This is a genomic window from Streptomyces sp. PsTaAH-124 (assembly GCF_000373685.1).
In the GTDB taxonomy this organism is placed as follows: Bacteria; Actinomycetota; Actinomycetes; order Streptomycetales; family Streptomycetaceae; genus Streptomyces; species Streptomyces andamanensis.
On the sequence record NZ_KB892173.1, the window covers coordinates 86,547 to 103,997 of the forward strand.

The 17,451-nt window shown below is 72.2% G+C and carries 17 protein-coding genes and 1 pseudogene; 13 read left to right on the plus strand and 5 right to left on the minus strand.

Annotation, left to right across the window (positions count from 1 at the left end):
* Positions 1–82: 82 nt before the first annotated feature.
* Both B086_RS0120220 and B086_RS0120225 read left to right on the plus strand, forming a co-directional pair.
* A complete protein-coding gene (locus B086_RS0120220; protein ID WP_018568253.1) occupies positions 83–1,375 on the plus strand; it encodes an acetyl-CoA C-acetyltransferase in 1,293 nt (430 codons plus the stop codon).
* Between the two features lie 131 nt (positions 1,376–1,506).
* Positions 1,507–3,582, plus strand: coding sequence for an AMP-dependent synthetase/ligase (locus B086_RS0120225; protein ID WP_018568254.1), 2,076 nt, complete (start codon positions 1,507–1,509; stop codon positions 3,580–3,582).
* Between the two features lie 395 nt (positions 3,583–3,977).
* Here the strand turns inward: B086_RS0120225 and B086_RS40325 are convergent.
* Together B086_RS40325 and B086_RS0120235 are read right to left on the minus strand one after the other, a co-directional pair.
* Positions 3,978–4,853 (minus strand): annotated as a pseudogene (locus B086_RS40325) (LysR family transcriptional regulator); the annotation flags it as partial.
* A gap of 306 nt (positions 4,854–5,159) precedes the next feature.
* Positions 5,160–5,363 carry a cold-shock protein gene (locus tag B086_RS0120235; RefSeq protein ID WP_004984723.1) on the minus strand — a complete coding sequence of 68 codons (204 nt, stop codon included), beginning with the start codon at positions 5,361–5,363 and terminating at the stop codon, positions 5,160–5,162.
* Between the two features lie 382 nt (positions 5,364–5,745).
* Here B086_RS0120235 and B086_RS0120240 point away from each other — a divergent pair, with 382 nt between their 5' ends.
* From B086_RS0120240 to B086_RS0120280, 9 genes are all read left to right on the plus strand, one after another.
* On the plus strand, positions 5,746–6,594 hold the full coding sequence (locus B086_RS0120240) for a menaquinone biosynthetic enzyme MqnA/MqnD family protein (protein WP_018568256.1): 849 nt from the start codon (positions 5,746–5,748) through the stop codon (positions 6,592–6,594).
* Positions 6,595–6,708: 114 nt separating this feature from the next.
* Positions 6,709–8,505 carry a serine/threonine-protein kinase gene (locus B086_RS0120245; RefSeq protein WP_018568257.1) on the plus strand — a complete coding sequence of 599 codons (1,797 nt, stop codon included), beginning with the start codon at positions 6,709–6,711 and terminating at the stop codon, positions 8,503–8,505.
* Between the two features lie 120 nt (positions 8,506–8,625).
* Positions 8,626–9,825, plus strand: coding sequence for a cyclic dehypoxanthinyl futalosine synthase (gene mqnC / locus B086_RS0120250; RefSeq protein WP_018568258.1), 1,200 nt, complete (start codon positions 8,626–8,628; stop codon positions 9,823–9,825).
* Positions 9,825–10,334: an imidazolonepropionase-like domain-containing protein gene (locus B086_RS0120255; RefSeq protein WP_018568259.1), complete on the plus strand. Its 510-nt coding sequence runs from the start codon at positions 9,825–9,827 to the stop codon at positions 10,332–10,334. The genes mqnC and B086_RS0120255 overlap by 1 nt, the downstream gene beginning before the upstream one ends.
* 80 nt (positions 10,335–10,414) lie before the next feature.
* On the plus strand, positions 10,415–11,263 hold the full coding sequence (locus tag B086_RS0120260) for a helix-turn-helix domain-containing protein (RefSeq protein ID WP_018568260.1): 849 nt from the start codon (positions 10,415–10,417) through the stop codon (positions 11,261–11,263).
* The gene (locus B086_RS42960) at positions 11,223–11,498 is read left to right on the plus strand and encodes a DUF397 domain-containing protein (protein WP_026252602.1); all 276 of its coding nucleotides are present in this window, start codon (positions 11,223–11,225) and stop codon (positions 11,496–11,498) included. Before B086_RS0120260 ends, B086_RS42960 begins: the two co-directional genes overlap by 41 nt.
* A gap of 37 nt (positions 11,499–11,535) precedes the next feature.
* The gene (locus B086_RS0120270; protein WP_018568261.1) at positions 11,536–11,811 is read left to right on the plus strand and encodes a DUF397 domain-containing protein; all 276 of its coding nucleotides are present in this window, start codon (positions 11,536–11,538) and stop codon (positions 11,809–11,811) included.
* A 37-nt stretch (positions 11,812–11,848) separates the two neighbouring features.
* A complete protein-coding gene (locus B086_RS0120275; protein WP_018568262.1) occupies positions 11,849–12,124 on the plus strand; it encodes a DUF397 domain-containing protein in 276 nt (91 codons plus the stop codon).
* 31 nt (positions 12,125–12,155) lie between these two features.
* The gene (locus B086_RS0120280) at positions 12,156–12,848 is read left to right on the plus strand and encodes a demethylmenaquinone methyltransferase (RefSeq protein ID WP_026252603.1); all 693 of its coding nucleotides are present in this window, start codon (positions 12,156–12,158) and stop codon (positions 12,846–12,848) included.
* Here the strand turns inward: B086_RS0120280 and B086_RS0120285 are convergent.
* Both B086_RS0120285 and B086_RS0120290 read right to left on the minus strand, forming a co-directional pair.
* Positions 12,838–13,179, minus strand: coding sequence for a PASTA domain-containing protein (locus B086_RS0120285; protein WP_018568264.1), 342 nt, complete (start codon positions 13,177–13,179; stop codon positions 12,838–12,840). The genes B086_RS0120280 and B086_RS0120285 overlap by 11 nt on opposite strands.
* Positions 13,180–13,288: 109 nt before the next feature.
* Positions 13,289–13,825 carry a GNAT family N-acetyltransferase gene (locus tag B086_RS0120290; RefSeq protein WP_018568265.1) on the minus strand — a complete coding sequence of 179 codons (537 nt, stop codon included), beginning with the start codon at positions 13,823–13,825 and terminating at the stop codon, positions 13,289–13,291.
* Positions 13,826–13,923: 98 nt separating this feature from the next.
* On the opposite strand from B086_RS0120290, the gene B086_RS0120295 reads away from it, so the two are divergent.
* A complete protein-coding gene (locus B086_RS0120295) occupies positions 13,924–15,228 on the plus strand; it encodes a geranylgeranyl reductase family protein (protein WP_018568266.1) in 1,305 nt (434 codons plus the stop codon).
* A gap of 202 nt (positions 15,229–15,430) precedes the next feature.
* Here the strand turns inward: B086_RS0120295 and B086_RS0120300 are convergent, their stop codons facing one another.
* Positions 15,431–16,297 (minus strand): C40 family peptidase, encoded by an 867-nt coding sequence (locus B086_RS0120300; protein ID WP_018568267.1) that lies wholly within the window; start codon positions 16,295–16,297, stop codon positions 15,431–15,433.
* Between the two features lie 785 nt (positions 16,298–17,082).
* Here B086_RS0120300 and B086_RS0120305 point away from each other — a divergent pair.
* Positions 17,083–17,442, plus strand: coding sequence for an NADH-quinone oxidoreductase subunit A (locus B086_RS0120305; RefSeq protein ID WP_007383963.1), 360 nt, complete (start codon positions 17,083–17,085; stop codon positions 17,440–17,442).
* The last annotated feature ends 9 nt before the right edge of the window (positions 17,443–17,451 follow it).

Sequence of the window (17,451 nt, forward strand, 5' to 3'; positions counted from 1 at the left end):
CGTCTCCCACGGGTCGCAAGTGCTTACTGTGGAGTAAGGTTACCGGGGGTAATGCTACGTCACGGGTGAGGAGCAGGTCGAGATGAGTCCTCTTCGGACCGAGTCGCGCGGCATCCGGCGGGTGGCGGTCGTCGGCGGTGCGCGCATCCCCTTCGCCCGCTCCGACGGCCCGTACGCCACCGCTTCCGACCAGGAGATGCTGACCGCCGCGCTGGACGGCCTCGTCGAGCGGTACGGGCTCCAGGAGCCGGGCGCGGTGGGCGAGTTCGTGGCCGGGGCGGTCCTCAAGCACAGCCGCGACTTCAACCTGGCCCGCGAGACCGTCCTCGGCTCGCGGCTGGACCCGCGCACCCCCGCCTACGACATCCAGCAGGCGTGCGGCACCGGCCTCCAGGCGGTGATCGCCGCCGCCAACAAGATCGCGCTGGGCCAGACCGAGTCGGCGGTCGCGGGCGGCGCGGACACGGCGAGCGACGCGCCGCTGGGCGTCAACGACGAGCTGCGCCGCATCCTGCTCGCCGCCCGCCGCGCCCGGACGCCCGCCGCCCGGCTCAAGGCCCTCGCCGGAATCCGGCCCCGCCATCTGGTGCCCGACATCCCGCGCAACGCCGAGCCGCGCACCGGCCTGTCCATGGGCGAGCACGCCGCCGTGACCGCCCGCGCCTGGGGCATCGGCCGCGCGGCGCAGGACGCGCTGGCGGCCGCCAGCCACCAGCGGCTCGCCGCCGCCTACGACCGGGGCTTCTTCCAGGACCTCGTGGTCCCCTTCCGCGGCCTGGAGCGCGACCAGAACCTGCGTCCCGGCTCCACGGTGGACAAACTCGCCGCGCTCAAGCCGGTGTTCGGCCTGGACCGGCCCGGCGCGACGATGACCGCGGGCAACTCCACGCCCCTGACGGACGGCGCGGCCACGGTCCTGCTGGCGTCCGAGGAGTGGGCGCGCGCCCGCGGCCTGGAACCCCTCGCCCACCTGACGGCGTACGAGACGGCCGCCGTCGACTTCGTACGCGGTGATGTCGCCGAGGGCGAGGACGGGCTGCTGATGGCACCGGCGTACGCCGTCCCGCGCATGCTGGAGCGCGCCGGGCTCGGCATCGAGGACTTCGACCTGGTCGAGATCCACGAGGCGTTCGCCTCCCAGGTGCTGGCCACCCTGGCGGCCTGGGAGAAGCGCGGGCTGGCCCCGGTCGACCACGCCCGCCTCAACGTCGCCGGGTCCTCCCTCGCCACCGGGCACCCCTTCGCCGCGACCGGCGCCCGCGTCGTGGCGACCCTGGCCCGCCTGCTCGCCGAGCGCGAGGGCCCCGCGCGCGGCCTGATCTCCGTCTGCGCGGCCGGCGGCCAGGGTGTGACGGCGATCCTGGAACGCGCCTGAGCCCGACCGTTCGTACCGCACCACCTGAGCCGTACCGCACCACCTGAGCCGCGCCGCACCACCTGAGCCGCACCGCCTGAGCCGAACCAGCCGCCTCGCCCGAGCCGCCGGGGCCGGACCCAGGAGCCGCCATGCCCCTCTCGTACGCCTCCTCCGCCTCCTCGCCGTGGCCGCCCGACGGCCCCGGACAGCGGCACGGGCCCGGCCCGGACGGCTACGTCCCGGCCGTCCGCAGCCCGTACGGCGGCGGGGGCCCCGGTATCCCCGGTATCCCCGGTACTCCCGGCGACACCGGGTCCGTCGTGCCGCTGGTGCGGTGGGCGGACGGCGTCGTGCGCGAGGCGTACGTGCCGCCGCTGGTGGCCCGGGTGACCCACGGGTCGCTCGCCGACCTGCCCTTCGAGAACGCCGCCGCCGACCCCGAGCGCCGCGTCCTCAGCCGCCGTACGGCGGACGGCGGCTGGCACGACGTCACGGCGCGCGGGTTCGCCGCCGAGGTGCGGGCGCTGGCCAAGGGGCTGATCGCGGAGGGCCTGGCGCCGGGCGACCGGATCGCGGTGCTGGCGCGCACGCGCTACGAGTGGACGCTGCTCGACTTCGCCGCCTGGGCCGCGGGGCTGGTCACCGTCCCCGTCTACCCGACCTCCTCCCTCTTCCAGATCCGCTGGATCCTGCACGACTCGGGCGCGGCGGCCCTGGTGACCGAGACGGCGGGGCAGGCCGCCGCCCTCGGCCCGGAGCGCGACCGGCTGCCGGGACTGCGCCATCTGTGGGTCCTCGACCACGGCCATCTGGACCGGCTGGCCGAGCTGGGCGAGGCGTCCGTGCCGGACCAGGAGACCGACGTACGCCGGGGGGTCCTCGGTCCCGGCACACCGGCCACCCTCGTCTACACCTCGGGCACCACGGGCCGCCCCAAGGGCTGCGTGCTGACCCACGGCAACTTCCTCGCCGAGGTCGACAACGCGATCGAACTCCTCCACCCGGTCTTCCGGGGCGAGGACGGCCGGGGCGAGCAGGGCGGGGGCGGGGCGGCCAGGAGCGAGGCGGACGAACCCTCCACGCTCCTCTTCCTGCCGCTCTCCCATGTCTTCGGCCGCATGGTGGCCGTCGCCTGCGTCCGCGCCGGGGTGCGCCTGGGCCACGCGCCGAGCCTGGCCGCGCCCGATCTGCTGGCCGACCTGGCGAGCTTCCGGCCGACGTTCCTGCTGGCCATCCCGTACATGCTGGAGAAGATCCACCACACCGCGCGGGCGAGGTCCGAGCGCGGCGGCCGGGCGGCGGTCTTCGACCGGGCGGCGGCGGTGGCGCGCCGCTGGGGCGAGGCGGTGGAGGCGCGCAGGCACGGCACGGGGCCGGGGCCGAGCCGGTCCCTGCGGGCCGCGCGCGCCTGCTACGACCCGCTCGTCTACCGCCGCCTCCGCGCCGCCCTCGGCGGGCGGCTGCGGCACGTCATCTGCGGCGGCTCCCCGCTGGGCCGCCCGCTGGCCGCCTTCTTCACCGGGGCGGGCCTGGAGATCTACGAGGGCTACGGCCTGACCGAGACGACCGGCGCGGCCACGGTGACGCCGCCGCACCGGCCCCGCCTCGGCACGGTGGGGTGGCCGCTGCCCGGCACCGGGGTCCGGATCGCGGCGGACGGCGAGGTGCTGCTCGCCGGCGGGCAGGTGTTCAGGGGGTACTGGGACCCGGACGCCGGGGGAGTGGTCCCGGCGACCCGCGACGGCTGGTTCGCCACGGGGGACATCGGGCGCCTGGACGACGAGGGGTATCTGACCATCACCGGGCGCAAGAAGGAGATCCTGATCACCGCGGGCGGCAAGAACGTGGCCCCGGCGCCGCTGGAGAACTGGCTGCGCGCGCACCCGCTGATCTCCCAGTGCCTGGTGCTCGGCGACGGCCGCCCCTACGTCGCCGCGCTGATCACCCTCGACCCCGAGGGCATCACCCACTGGTGCCGGATGAACGGCCGGCATCCCGTGCCGCCCGAACTCCTCGCGCACGACCCCGCCCTGACGGCCGTCCTCCAGCGCGCGGTCGACGAGGCCAACCGCCTCGTCTCCCGCCCCGAGTCCATCCGCCGCTTCACCGTCCTCCCCACCGATTTCACCCAGTCCGCCGGCCACCTCACCCCCACCCTGAAACTCCGCCGCCAGGCCGTCCTGCGCGACTTCGCCCACGAGGTGGAGGCGCTGTACGGGAGCTGACCGGCGGGGCTACGGGACCGGGGAGGCGGGGCTACGGGTCCTGGGCGGAGGAGTTACGGGGTCTGGGCGGCGTCCGGGGAGCCCGGACCACCCGAACCACCCGGAACATCCGGTCCACCCGGCCTGTACGGAGCTTCCGGGCTGTCCGGGTCGGGCGGTCCGTCCGGTTCGGGCGGGGTGCGCGGGGCGTCCGGAGCATCCGGGGGTACGCGCGGGCTCTCCGGAACGTCCGGACCGTACGGATCCTCCGGCGCGTCCGGGACCGCCGAGGGCCCGGGCGGTGCGGCGGGCGCCGGTGGCACGGACGGCACCGGAGGCGCGAACGGCCGCGGCGGCCCACTCGGCCTGCGCGGCACCGAAGCAGCCCCCGCCCCCGGCACCCCTTCCAGCCCGCCGCAGCACTCCATCACCGTCTCCGCGAAAGCCCGCGCCAGCGGGGACAGGGCGTCCCAGCGGCGGACCGCCCAGCCGACGGTGAGGGGGCGGAGGGCGGGGACGGGGATGAGGCGGAGGGGGCTGGAGGGAGTGGTGTGGCCGGGGAGGGCGGGGACGACCGCGCGGCCCACGCCCAGCTCGGCGAGGAGGAACGCGGTGTCCCAGTCGGCGACGCTGGTGTCGGAGCCGAAGCGGACGCCCAGCTCGGCGCAGGCGGCGTCGAGGTGGGCGGCGGAGGTGGAGTTCGGCGGGAGCCGGATCAGCCGCAGCTCCCGCAGCTCGGCCGCGTCCACGGACGGACGGGCCGCCAGCGGATCCTCGGCGCGCAGCGCGAGCACCCACGGCAGGTCGAGGACACCGCGCTGCTCGATGCCGCGCACCGGCGCGCCCAGCGTGACCCAGGCGAGGTCCAGCTCGCCGCCGCCGAGCGCGTCGAAGCAGCCCCGGCTCGAACTCTCCGTGAAGAACTCCAGGTTGACCTTGGGATACCGGCGGCGGAAGGCGACGACCGCGTCTGCCATGAAGTGCCGTACGGTCGTCGCGCCGGTCGCGATCCGCACCGAGCCGGTCTCCCCCTCGGTGAGATCCCGCAGCCGCCGCAGCGCGCCGTCGAGACCGGCCAGCGACTCGGCGGCGGCCGTCCGCAGGATCCGTCCGGCCTCGGTGGGCGCGACCCCGCGCGGCTGGCGTTCCAGCAGGCTGACGCCGGCCTCCCGCTCCAGCCGTTTGACGTGCTGGCTCACCGCCGACTGGGTGCAGCCGAGGTCACGGGCCACGGCGCTGAGGTTGCCCGCCCGGCACACGGCCACGAACACCCGCAGATCATCGAGAGTCACGGGGACAAGCTAGCCCAGCGGCCGGACCAACACCCAAGCGATTGCTTGGAGATGGGCAGATATTCCCAGGATTGACTGGGCCCTGTCCGCGTACGACGATCTTTGCGGGGCCCAGGGCGGCAACCCGCCCCATCTCGCGGGGATCCGGACCCGAGGCGGGGTGCGGCGGGTGCCGACCCGCCCCGGGGCGGAGCGCACCGGGGCGGAGAAGGGCGGGACAGGGCAGAAAAGGGCAGGAGCCCCGTCGCCGGATGGCGTGGGGCTCCTTGGGTACTGCAATCAGAACGGTTACTGCGCGCGCGACGCTCAGACCGGGGTGACGTTCTCCGCCTGCGGGCCCTTCGGACCCTGGGTGACGTCGAAGGACACCTGCTGGTTCTCTTCGAGAGAGCGGAAACCGGTGGCGTTGATCGCGGAGTAGTGAACGAAGACGTCGGGGCCGCCGCCTTCCTGGGCAATGAAGCCAAAGCCCTTTTCGGCGTTGAACCACTTCACGGTTCCGGTAGCCATAAGCCCTCCTTGGGCTCAAAGGGTCGCCCTGCTCCAGAACCTGCAAATGTGAAAACGATATCGCCGCACAACTGCATACGTCTGAAAACGACCAGAGCCCGCGGTTACATGCTCCGCAGGCTCTGTACTGCAAGGGAAACCAAAACTGCAACTTGGTGGCGAGCCTAGCATGCGGGCCCCCGAACGCAATAGAGGCCAAGATCACGTCACCCGGATGTTTGAAAGCTCTGGTCAGAGGTTGACACAAACAGACGCAAACGGTCGGTGGACGGCAGGTGACGACAGGGCCGACCGGGTGATCCGCCCCCCGGGCGGGCCCCCGCGCCCCGGTGGCCGAGGGGGCGGCGGCAGCACCCCGGCGACCAGGGTCTAGTCTCGCGATGTGGACAATTCTCGCACCCGGCCGCGTGTCGGCCACATCCAGTTCCTCAACTGCCTGCCCCTGTACTGGGGGCTCGCGAGAACGGGCACGCTCCTCGATTTCGATCTCCGCAAGGACACCCCGGACAAGCTCAGCGAGCAGCTCGTCCGCGGCGAGCTGGACATCGCCCCGATCACTCTCGTGGAGTTCCTCAAGAACGCGGACGATCTTCTCGCCTTTCCCGACATCGCCGTGGGCTGCGACGGCCCGGTGATGTCCTGCGTGATCGTCTCGCAGGTCCCGCTCGACCGGCTCGACGGCGCCCGGGTGGCGCTCGGCTCGACCTCCCGCACCTCGGTGCGCCTGGCCCAGCTGCTCCTGGCCGAGCGGTACGGGGTGAGCCCGGAGTACTACACCTGCCCGCCCGACCTGAGCCTGATGATGCAGGAGGCGGACGCGGCGGTCCTCATCGGGGACGCGGCGCTGCGCGCCAACCTGCACGACGGCCCCCGCTACGGCCTCGACGTGCACGACCTCGGCCAGCTGTGGAAGGAGTGGACGGGCCTGCCGTTCGTCTTCGCCGTCTGGGCCGCGCGCCGCGACTACGCCGAGCGCGAGCCGCGCATCACCCGCAAGGTGCACGAGGCGTTCCTCGCCTCCCGCGACCTCTCCCTGGAGGAGGTCCACAAGGTCGCCGAGCAGGCGGCCCGCTGGGAGTCCTTCGACGAGCCGGTCCTGGAGAGCTACTTCACCACCCTCGACTTCAGCTTCGGCGCCCCGCAGCTCAAGGCGGTCGAGGAGTTCGCCCGCCGGGTCGGCCCCACCACGGGCTTCCCCGCGGACGTGAAGGTCGACCTGCTGGACCTCTGACATCCGGCCCCGCCCGCGACCCGGCTCCCGGCACTACGCTGCTGGCAAGGACCCTGCCGGCAAGGCCGGAGTCCGGCACACGGGGGACACGGGGACACGGGGGAGGGGACCGCCATGCAGCCGCTCGCACACGACGAGCCCGCTGCCGTGGGGCCCTACCGGCTGCTCGGCCGGCTGGGCTCCGGTGGCATGGGCCGCGTCTATCTGGGCCGCAGCCCCGGCGGCCGTACGGTCGCGGTGAAGATCGTGCACCCCCACTACGCGCTCGACGAGGAGTTCCGCGCCCGCTTCCGGCGCGAGGTCTCCGCCGCGCGCCGGGTCGGCGGCGCCTGGACCGCGCCCGTCCTGGACGCCGATCCCGAGGCGGCCGTGCCCTGGGTGGCCACCGCCTACGCGGCCGGACCCTCCCTGGCCGCCGCCGTCGCGCACGGCGGCCCGCTGCCCGCCCACACCGCGCGGGTGCTGGCCGCGGGCCTGGCGGAGGCGCTGGCCGCGGTGCACGACCTGGGCCTGGTGCACCGGGACGTCAAGCCGTCCAATGTGCTGCTCACCCTCGACGGCCCGGTGCTGATCGACTTCGGCATCGCCCGCGCCACCGACGGCACCGCGTCCCTGACCTCCACCGGCGTCTCCATCGGTTCGCCCGGCTACATGGCGCCCGAGCAGATCCTCGGCAAGGGCGTCACCGGCGCGTCGGACGTCTTCTCGCTGGGCGCGGTCCTCGCGTACGGCGCGATGGGCGCGTCCCCCTTCCCGGGGGACTCCTCGGCGGCGCTGCTCTACAAGGTCGTCCACGAGGAACCCGAGCTGGACGCCCTGGCCGACGCGGATCTGCGCGAGCTGGCCCGCGTCTGCCTCGCCAAGGACCCCGCGGCCCGGCCCGCGCCCGGCGAGGTCGCCCGCCGCCTCGCCCCCGAGGGCACCGCCCGCCTCGTCGCCGGGAGCTGGCTCCCCGGCCCCCTGGTCGAACAGGTCAGCCGTGCCGCCGTACACCTCCTGAACCTGGAGCCCGCCCCGGACCGGCCCTCGGGCCCGATCGCCTTCACGGCCCCCGCGTACGCCTCCGAGGGCCCCGCGCCCGGAACGGTCACCGCGCCGCCCGTGTCCGCGTCCTCCGTCCCTCCGGCGCCTGAACCCCCGGCCGCCACCGGCGTGTTCGGCCCGCCGCCCGTGATGCCGGGCGGCCGCCCCGGTCCGCCGCCCTCCGTCCCTGCCCCCGTCCGTCCCCCTGTCCCTCCACCCGTCCCGGTTCCCGCGCCGCGTGACGGCGTCCCGCCGCTCCCGGCGGGCGGGACGCCGGACGGCCCGGCCCGCCCCGGCCGGTTCTCCGTCAGCGTGGCGGCCGGGACCGGACCCGGCGGCGGCGGTCGCGGGCGGAAGCTGAGTTGCAGTGTGGTGCTGGCGGTCGCCGGGGCGCTGGCCGTGGCGACGACCACCGGCGTGCTGGTGCTGGACCAGTTCCGCGGCGGCCACAAGGGCGACAACGCGGGCAGCGGCGCCGCCCCGTCCCCCGGGCGCTCGTCCGCGTCCACGCCCGCGCCCGCCTCCGGCGCCGTGCCGGAGACCTACGTCGGCACCTGGCGCGGCACCGGCACGGTCAGCGCCCTCGGCCAGGACCTGCCCGGCGGCACCTTCACGGTCGTGATCCAGCGGGCCGACTCCGCGAAGGTGATCGGCTCGGTCACCCAGACCGACCCGCTCGGCGGCGGCTGCGTCGACGTGCTCACCCTGAAGTCGGTCACCGCCGAGCAGCTCGTGGCCACCGGCCGCGGCAAGAAGGACAACCCCTCCCACTGCGTCCCCGACGCCCACGAGGTCCGCCTGAGCCCGGACGGCACCGACGCGCTGCGCTTCCTGTCCGTCGACCCGCAGGCGGGCAACCCCAAGGCGCGCCTGGAACGGGTGAACTGACCCGGCCGTACGGCCTGGCGTCGGCCCGCGGACGGCGCTGGCGTAGGCTGTTTCGGTCCGTCCGATCCACAATCCTCACGAATCCTCAAGCTCCTCAGCTCCTCTGCGAAAGGGACGCCGGTGACCGAGAAGGCCGACCTTCAGTCCGTCCTCGACCGTGCCGCCGCGGGCGGACGGATCACCCCGGAGGAAGCGCTCTCCCTCTACCGGGACGCGCCGCTGCACGCGCTGGGCTCCGCCGCCGACGCCGTGCGCCGCCGTAAGTACGCCGGTACGGAGCACATCGCGACGTACATCATCGAGCGGAACATCAACTACACGAACGTGTGCGTCACGGCGTGCAAGTTCTGCGCCTTCTACGCGGCCCCCAAGGACACCGCCAAGGGCTGGACCCGCGACCTCGACGACATCCTGCGCCGCTGCGCGGAGACCGTCGAGCTGGGGGGCACGCAGATCATGTTCCAGGGCGGCCACCACCCGGACTACGGCGTCGAGTACTACGAGAAGCACTTCGCCGCCATCAAGCGGGAGTTCCCGCAGCTCGTCATCCACAGCCTGGGGGCGAGCGAGGTCGAGCACATGGCCCGTATCAGCAAGGTCTCCGTGGAGGAGGCGATCACCCGCATCCACGAGGCCGGTCTCGACTCCTTCGCGGGCGCCGGCGCCGAACTGCTGCCCGAGCGCCCCCGCAAGGCCATCGCGCCGCTCAAGGAGTCCGGCGAGCGCTGGCTGGAGATCATGGAGACCGCGCACCGGCTGGGCGTGGAGTCCACCTCCACCATGCTGATGGGCACCGGCGAGACCAACGCCGAGCGCATCGAGCACCTGCGGATGATCCGGGACGTGCAGGACCGCACCGGCGGCTTCCGCGCCTTCATCCCGTACACCTACCAGCCCGAGAACAACCACCTGAAGGGCCGTACGCAGGCCACGCTCTTCGAGTACCTGCGGATGATCGCCATCGCCCGGCTGTTCCTCGACAACGTCATGCACATCCAGGGCTCCTGGCTGACCACCGGCAAGGACGTCGGCCAGCTCACCCTGCACTACGGCGCCGACGACCTCGGCTCGATCATGCTGGAGGAGAACGTCGTCTCCTCCGCCGGTGCCAAGCACCGCTCCAACCGCATGGAGATCATCGAGCTGATCCGCCGGGCCGGCCGCGTGCCCGCCCAGCGCGCGACCACCTACGAGCACCTGGTCGTGCACGACGACCCGGCGAACGACCCCGTAGACGACCGCGTGATGTCCCACATCTCCTCCACGGCCCTCGCGGGCGGCACCGCCCACCCGGAGCTGAAGCTGCTCGCCGCCGACTGATGCTCACCCTCCACCGCTCGCTGGCGGACGCGTCCCGCTGCGTCGCGGTCGACGGCGCCCGGATCGCGGCCCTCGGCCCGTACGAGGAGCTGCGCGCCGCGTACGGCGAGCGGGCCCGGGTCCGCGAGTGGGCCGGGACGCCGGTCCCCGGCCGGTACGAACCGGACGCGGTGCGCCTCCTGGAGACGCTGTACTGGCCCGACCCGCGCGAGGCGGACGAGCTGGGCACGGAGCCGCTGCCCGTGGGCCCGGACGGCATGCCCGACCCCCGCTGGGGCGCGAGCGCCCGGCGCGGCCTCCAGCGGATGCTGGCACGCGGGGTGACGGCGGTGGCGGGACCGTTCACGCGGGCGCCGGTACGGGTTGCGGTGCAACGGTCCGGCGTACTCGTAGGCTCCGCCGCCCCGACTCTCACTCCTGGCGCCCGCGCGGACTTCGCCGTCCTCGGGGCGGGCGGGGAATGCCTGGCGACCGTCGTGGGAGGCCGCCTCGTCCACCGGCGGGCATAAATACGATTTCGGTTGTTGACCCTACGGATCAGCGACAGCGCGCTTACTCTCGGCAACGGAGCGAGAGGAGCGGATGCCGCATGGCGAACATCAAACAACTGGACCCCAGCGCTTCGCCGTTGGACTACTACGGCGCGGAGCTGCGCCGCCTGCGCGAGGCGGCGAACATGACCCTGAACGAGCTGGGCGAGTCGATCTTCTGCACGGGTTCGCTGGTGGGCCAGGTCGAAACGGCCCTGAAGGTCCCGACGAGGGACTTCTCGGCCCGGGTGGACGCGGCGTTCAACACGGAGGGCTTCTTTTCGCGGCTGGTGGGGCTGGTGCTGCGGTGCCAGTTGCCGAGCTGGTTTCAGCCGTTCGCGGAGATGGAAGCGAAGGCGAGCTACATCACCGCGTTCGAGGCGCAGGTGGTGTACGGGCTCTTGCAGACCCCGGAGTATGCGCGCGCGGTGCTCGGAGTGCGAGAGTGCAGCGACCTCGACGGTCTGGTCGAGGCCAGGATGGAACGCCAGCGAGTCCTGGACCGCAGCGACCCACCGCTGATGTGGGTGGTGCTGTCCGAGGCGGTGCTGCGCCAGAAGGTCGGCGGTCGTGAGGTGATGCGCGCACAATTGGCACGCCTGTTGGAGTTGCGCAGCCGCGAGTGGCTGCGCGTGCAGATCCTGCCTTTCGAAGCCGGCGCCCACGCTGGGCTGCCCGGCTCGTACACGATGCTGCGCTTCGAAAAGAACCCGGACATCGTCTACACCGAGGACTTCGTCCAGGGCCACATGACGGCCAACCCACAAGCCGTCAAGGAGGGTTCGCTCCGTTACGATCTCATGCAGGCAGCAGCTCTCTCCGTCGAGGAGTCGGCGGAGCTGATCGCCAGCGTGATGGAGGAGCGTTATGGGCACAAGGCCGACCCCGGCAGACTCACCGTGGCGTAAGTCGTCTTACAGCAGCGACACTGGAGGCAACTGCGTCGAGTGCGCTCCCCTGAGCGGCGCCACCTGGCGTAAATCCTCCTACAGCGGCAACACGGGCGGTCAGTGCGTCGAGTACGCGCACCTCACCGCTCACATCGCCCTGCGCGACAGCAAGAACCCGGTCGGAGGGCACTTCGCCGTCGCGCCGGGGGCCTTCGCTCGGTTCGTGGAAGCGGCGGCGCAGGGCGAGCTGTAGCCGATCTACTCGGTCAAGCAGACGATGGAGGAACGTTATGGGTCCGCACCTGAAGCTGTCGGCGATCTGTTGGCGTAAGTCCTCCTACAGCGGCAACACGGGCGGTGACTGCATCGAGTGCGCGCCCCTGAGCGGCGCCAACTGGCACAAGTCGTCGTTCAGCGGCAGCACGGGTGGCCAGTGCGTCGAGTACGCGCATCTCACCGCCCACATCGCCCTGCGCGACAGCAAGAACCCGGCCGGGGGGCACTTCGCCGTCGCGCCGGGAGTCTTCGCTCGGTTCGTGGAAGCGGCGGCGCAGGGCGAGCTGTAACCGATCTACCTGGTCAAGCAGACGATGGAGGAACGGTATGGCCCCCGCTCGGCAGTCGGAGAACATCCAGTGGCGTAGGTCCTCCTACAGCGGCAACACCGGCGGCAACTGCATCGAGTGCGCGCCCCTGGGCGCAGCCACCTGGGTCAAGTCGTCCTACAGCGGCAACACCGGCGGCGAGTGCGTCGAGTACGCGCACCTCACCGCCCACATCGCCCTGCGCGACAGCAAGAACCCGGCCGGAGGGCACTTCGTCATCGCGCCGGAGGTGTTCTCGCGGTTCGTGGGGGCCGCCGCGCGGGGCGAGCTGTAGGTCCCGTGGGGGCGGCTGCAACAATGGCCGGGTGACCCGCGCATCCCTGGAGAAGCAGCCGCACGAAGTCGCCTCGATGTTCGACGACGTGGCGGAACGGTACGACCTGACCAACGACGTGCTGTCCCTGGGACAGGACCGGCGCTGGCGCAAGGAGGTCGCACGGGCCGTCGACGCGCGTCCGGCGCAGAAGATCCTGGACCTCGCCGCCGGTACGGCCACCTCCTCGCTGCCCTTCACCCGCGCCGGCGCCTACGTCGTCCCGTGCGACTTCTCGCTGGGCATGCTCCAGGTGGGCAAGCAGCGGCACAGCTGGATGCCGTTCACCGCAGGGGACGCGACCCGGCTGCCGTTCAAGGACGACACGTTCGACGCGGTCACGATCTCCTTCGGGCTGCGCAACGTCCAGGACTACGACGCGGCGCTGCGCGAGATGTACCGCGTGACCCGCCCCGGCGGGCGCGTGGTGATCTGCGAGTTCTCGCACCCGACCTGGGCGCCTTTCCGGACGCTCTACACCGAGTACCTGATGCGGGCGCTGCCGCCGGTCGCGCGGGCGGTGTCGTCCAGCCCGGACGCGTACGTCTATCTCGCCGAGTCGATCCGGGCCTGGCCCGACCAGCCCGCGCTGGCCGGACGGCTGCGCGAGGCGGGCTGGTCGAAGGTGGCCTGGCGCAACCTCACCGGCGGGATCGTGACGCTGCACCGCGGTTTCAAGGACTGAGCCCGGCGACGGCGCAGGGATCGCCCGAACCGTCCGAGCCGTCCGGGTCGCCCGGCTCGTCCAGGGCGCGGCGCGCGCCGCCCGGCGGCGGCTCGGGCACGCGCGGCTCGCGCACCCCGCCGCCGCCCTCGCCCGGACCGAAGTCGAACCACACGTACACCCGCGCGTCGCGGGGCAGTTCCGCGCCGGGCTGCGGGTACTGGCGTACGACGTGGTCGACGGCGGGGCGCGGGAAGTCGGGGCGGTCGGGCGCGACCAGCAGCAGGCCGCGGGACCGCGCGGTCTCGTGCGCGTCGACGGCCATCAGGCCGACCAGGCGCGGCACGCGCACTTGTGGGGACTTGGGAGTCGGGTACACGGCGTCACCCCCCAGCGATACCGGCAGCGTAACCGCCGGACACCGCGGCCGGAAGGTTTTTGTGTCTTTCCGTGATATTCAGTTACTCTACGTCACAGAAAGCGTCCTCGGGGCCCAGCGGCAGCCGGTAGCAGTGGCCGATGCGCCGGGTCTGCGGGGTGAAGAACGTCTCGGCGTGCTGCATGCCCAGGCGCCGGGTGACCGCTATGGAGCGGGTGTTGCGGCGGTCGACCATGGCGACCACGCCCGGCAGTCCGGCCGCCCGCAGCCGCTGGAGGGTCAGCCGGGCCGCCGCCGTGACGTACCCGCGGCCCCAGTGCTCCCGCCCCAGGCGCCAGCCGATCTCGACCTCGCCCGCCGGGCCCCAGGCGTGCGGCCAGGGCTGGGCGCCGGTGAAGCCGACCGGACGGCCGGACTCGTCGAGGACCGTCCACAGGCAGAAGCCGTGTTCGGCGTCGTGGCGGCGCTGGCGGGCGGTCAGTTCCTCGTAGACGGACGGCTCGGCGGACCGGCCGCCGTGGAACTCCATGACGTCCGGGTCGTCGAAGAGGCGGTGCCAGGTGTGCGCGTCCTCGTCGGTGGGGACACGCAGCCGTACGACGGGCAGTGCTCGGTTCACGGGACAGGCCCTTCAGCCGGGTGATCAGTGCCGCTGCATAGACTGCCCATGTCCAGTGCCGGTCGGCACGCAGATTTCGAACCTGGGGAGATCCCGCCGTGACCGTCGTGACCGAGTCTCTCTCCGATCCCCTCTCCGGGAACACCGCGGACGTCATCGTCGTGGGCGCGGGACCGGCCGGTTCCACCACCGCGTACCACCTCGCCAAGGCCGGTCTCGACGTCCTGCTGCTGGAGAAGACGGCGTTCCCGCGCGAGAAGGTCTGCGGCGACGGGCTCACCCCGCGCGCCGTCAAGCAGCTCGTCGCCATGGGCATCGACATCTCCGAGGAGGCGGGCTGGCTGCGCAACAAGGGCCTGCGCATCATCGGCGGCGGCGTCCGGCTCCAGCTCGACTGGCCCGACCTGGCCTCCTTCCCGGACTACGGACTCGTGCGCAAGCGCGACGACTTCGACGAGCAGCTGGCCCGGCAGGCGCAGAAGGCGGGCGCCCGGCTCTACGAGCGGTGCAACGTCTCGGGTCCGGTCGTGGACGACCGCACCGGCCGCATCACCGGGGTGACGGCCAAGCTGGGCGAGGAGAAGCGCGAGGTCACCTTCCACGCGCCGCTCGTGGTCGCCGCCGACGGCAACTCCACCCGGCTCTCCCTGGCGATGGGCCTGCACCGCCGCGAGGACCGCCCGATGGGCGTCGCCGTGCGCACCTACTTCACCTCGCCCCGGCACGACGACGACTACCTGGAGTCCTGGCTCGAACTGTGGGACCGGCGCGGCACGCAGGACCGTCTGCTGCCCGGCTACGGCTGGATCTTCGGCATGGGCGACGGCACGTCCAACGTCGGCCTCGGCGTGCTCAACACCTCGGCCGCCTTCAAGGAGCTGGACTGGCGGGAGATCCTCAAGGCGTGGTGCGCCTCCATGCCCGAGGACTGGGGCTACACCCCGGACAACATGACCGGCCCGATCCGCGGCGCCGCCCTGCCGATGGCCTTCAACCGCCAGCCGCACTACACGCGCGGCCTGCTGCTCGTCGGCGACGCGGGCGGCCTGGTCAACCCGTTCAACGGCGAGGGCATCGCCTACGCGATGGAGTCCGGCGCGCTGGCCGCCGAGGTCGTCGTCCAGGCGCACTCGCGCGCCACGCCCGCCCAGCGCGAACTGGCCCTCCAGCGCTACCCGCGCGTCCTGAAGGACACCTACGGCGGCTACTACACGCTGGGCCGCGCCTTCGTGAAGCTCATCGGCAACCCGAAGGTCATGCAGATCGCCGCGCAGCGCGGTCTGACCCACCCGATGCTGATGAAGTTCACCCTCAAGCTCCTCGCCAACCTCACCGACCCGACCGGCGGCGACGCGATGGACCGCATCATCAACGGCCTGAGCCGGGTGGCGCCCAAGGCGTGACCCCCGGCGGCCCGGCGAGGGCCCCGGAACGACGACGAGGCCGGCTCATTCCTGAGCCGGCCTCAGCCGTGTGCGGGCGCGCCCGGATTCGGGGCGCACCTTTGTGATCATCCGGGGTGAATCGGGCGAACCGGCCGCGACGGAAGGGCCGCTGCCCCCGAGCGGCTGCGGCCCTTCACCCCGTACGGCGCTGTGCGGTGCCTCAGAGCACCCGGACGGCCCCGGTGGGCGGGTCGTACGACAGCGGCCTCTCCACGACGCCCGTGGACGAGTTCTGCGCTCCGACGAACATACCGCCGCCGACGTACACGGCCACGTGGTACGCGCTGCCGCGGCCGCCCCAGTACAGGATGTCGCCCGGCTGGAGGTTGGACAGCGACACCTGGGTGCCGGCCATCGACTGGTCCTGGGAGACGCGCGGCAGGCTGATGTTGACCTGCTTGAAGGCGGTCTGCACCAGGCCGGAGCAGTCGTAGGCGGAGGGGCCGGTGGCGCCGGGGACGTACGCCTTGCCGACCTGGGACTTCACGAACGAGACGATGCTGGCGGCCGAACCCGTCGCGGTGGACGAGCCGGTGGAGGTGCCGGTGCTCGTGGTGGCGCCGGTGCTGCTGCCGGAACCGGTGGAGGTGCCGGTGCCCGACTGGGTGGTGAGGGTGGGGCGGGCGCTGTCGCGCGCGGCGCGCTCGGCGGCCTCCTTGCGGGCGGCGGCCTCCTCGGCGGCCTTCTTCTTCGCGGCCTCGGCCTTCTTCTTGGCCTGCGCGAGGTCCGACTTGGCCTGCTTCGCGGCGTTCGCGGCGGCGGAGTCGCGCTCGGCCAGGAGCTGATAGTGCGCCGCGGCCTGCTGCGTGGCGTCCGCGGACTGAGCGACCTGGCTGGCCAGGTCGGCGGTGAGCGTGGGCAGTTCGAGGGTCTGGGTGACCGGCTCGGCGGCGCTCGCCGTGGAGGCGGACGCACCGGCGACTGCCAGGGTGCCGAGGACGCCACCGGCAACTCCGGCCCGCATCGCGATGGTCGACGCGCTGCGGCGGGGCTTCCGGTGGCTGCGTATGTGAGCGGTGTGGGACATGAGGACAACCGGTATCAGGGGGTCCTCGGACTCTTCAAGAAACGTGGCGTGCGCCACATTTGCTGTGCCGGTGCTGCGAACACCGGGCGTGTCGCCCTTTATTGACGCCGTAACGGACATAGCGGGCGGAGATGATCATGCCTGTGATCATGCTCTTTCGCGGTTACGCCCGAATTGCCCTGCGCCTACCATCGGAATCGACCGTTGGCCAAGCCCGGTTCTCATGAAGCTCTCATGGGTGTGGCGGAGGTCACGGAACGGTCACCACCCCGCCGTGCGTCCGCGCGCCGAGCCCACGCCGGCCCCATCTGCCACACGAGCCACAGCATCCCCGCGGGCACCACGCGTCGCTTGTGAACGGGTGAACGTGTCCACTTCCCGTTCCGCGGTCCCTCTGATGTGTGAAAAGCCGCCCTATACCAAGGTCTTGACGTCGGTCGCCACTTTGCGCCGGACACTCTTCATCTGATAATGCAGACCCCTTCCGACCTGCAAATACGAGGTAAAATGTAACCAGTGGTGATCACTCAGGTGCTTCGCGTACGAAGATCACCCCTCATCCGGCTTCATGATCCTTCGTCAGGTGGTGGAGATCACAAAGCCGGTGCAATACCCCGTGTCGCAGATCACAGAGTGTCGGGCATAGGATGCCCTCCAGTTGGGCTTGTGACCTGCTTCACATGTTCCCGATCTTCGCCGGGACAGGCGGGGTTCGCGGGACGGACGAGGCAGGTGCGGCCCAGTGACCGCCAGCAGTCAGTGCCGACTGAGAGGAGCGAGGAGCGGTGAACGCGTATGCGCCCATCCTCGTACTGGGAGCCCTCGGGGCAGGCTTTGCGATCTTCTCCGTGGTCATGGCCACGCTGATCGGACCGAAGCGGTACAACCGCGCCAAACTCGAGGCCTACGAGTGCGGTATCGAGCCGACCCCCACGCCGGCCGGCGGCGGGCGCTTCCCCATCAAGTACTACCTGACGGCGATGCTCTTCATCGTCTTCGACATCGAGATCGTCTTCCTCTACCCCTGGGCCGTCACCTTCGACGCCCTGGGTGTTTTCGGGCTCGTGGAGATGCTGCTCTTCGTGCTCACCGTCTTCGTCGCGTACGCGTACGTATGGCGGCGCGGCGGCCTGGAATGGGACTGAGGGGCCATA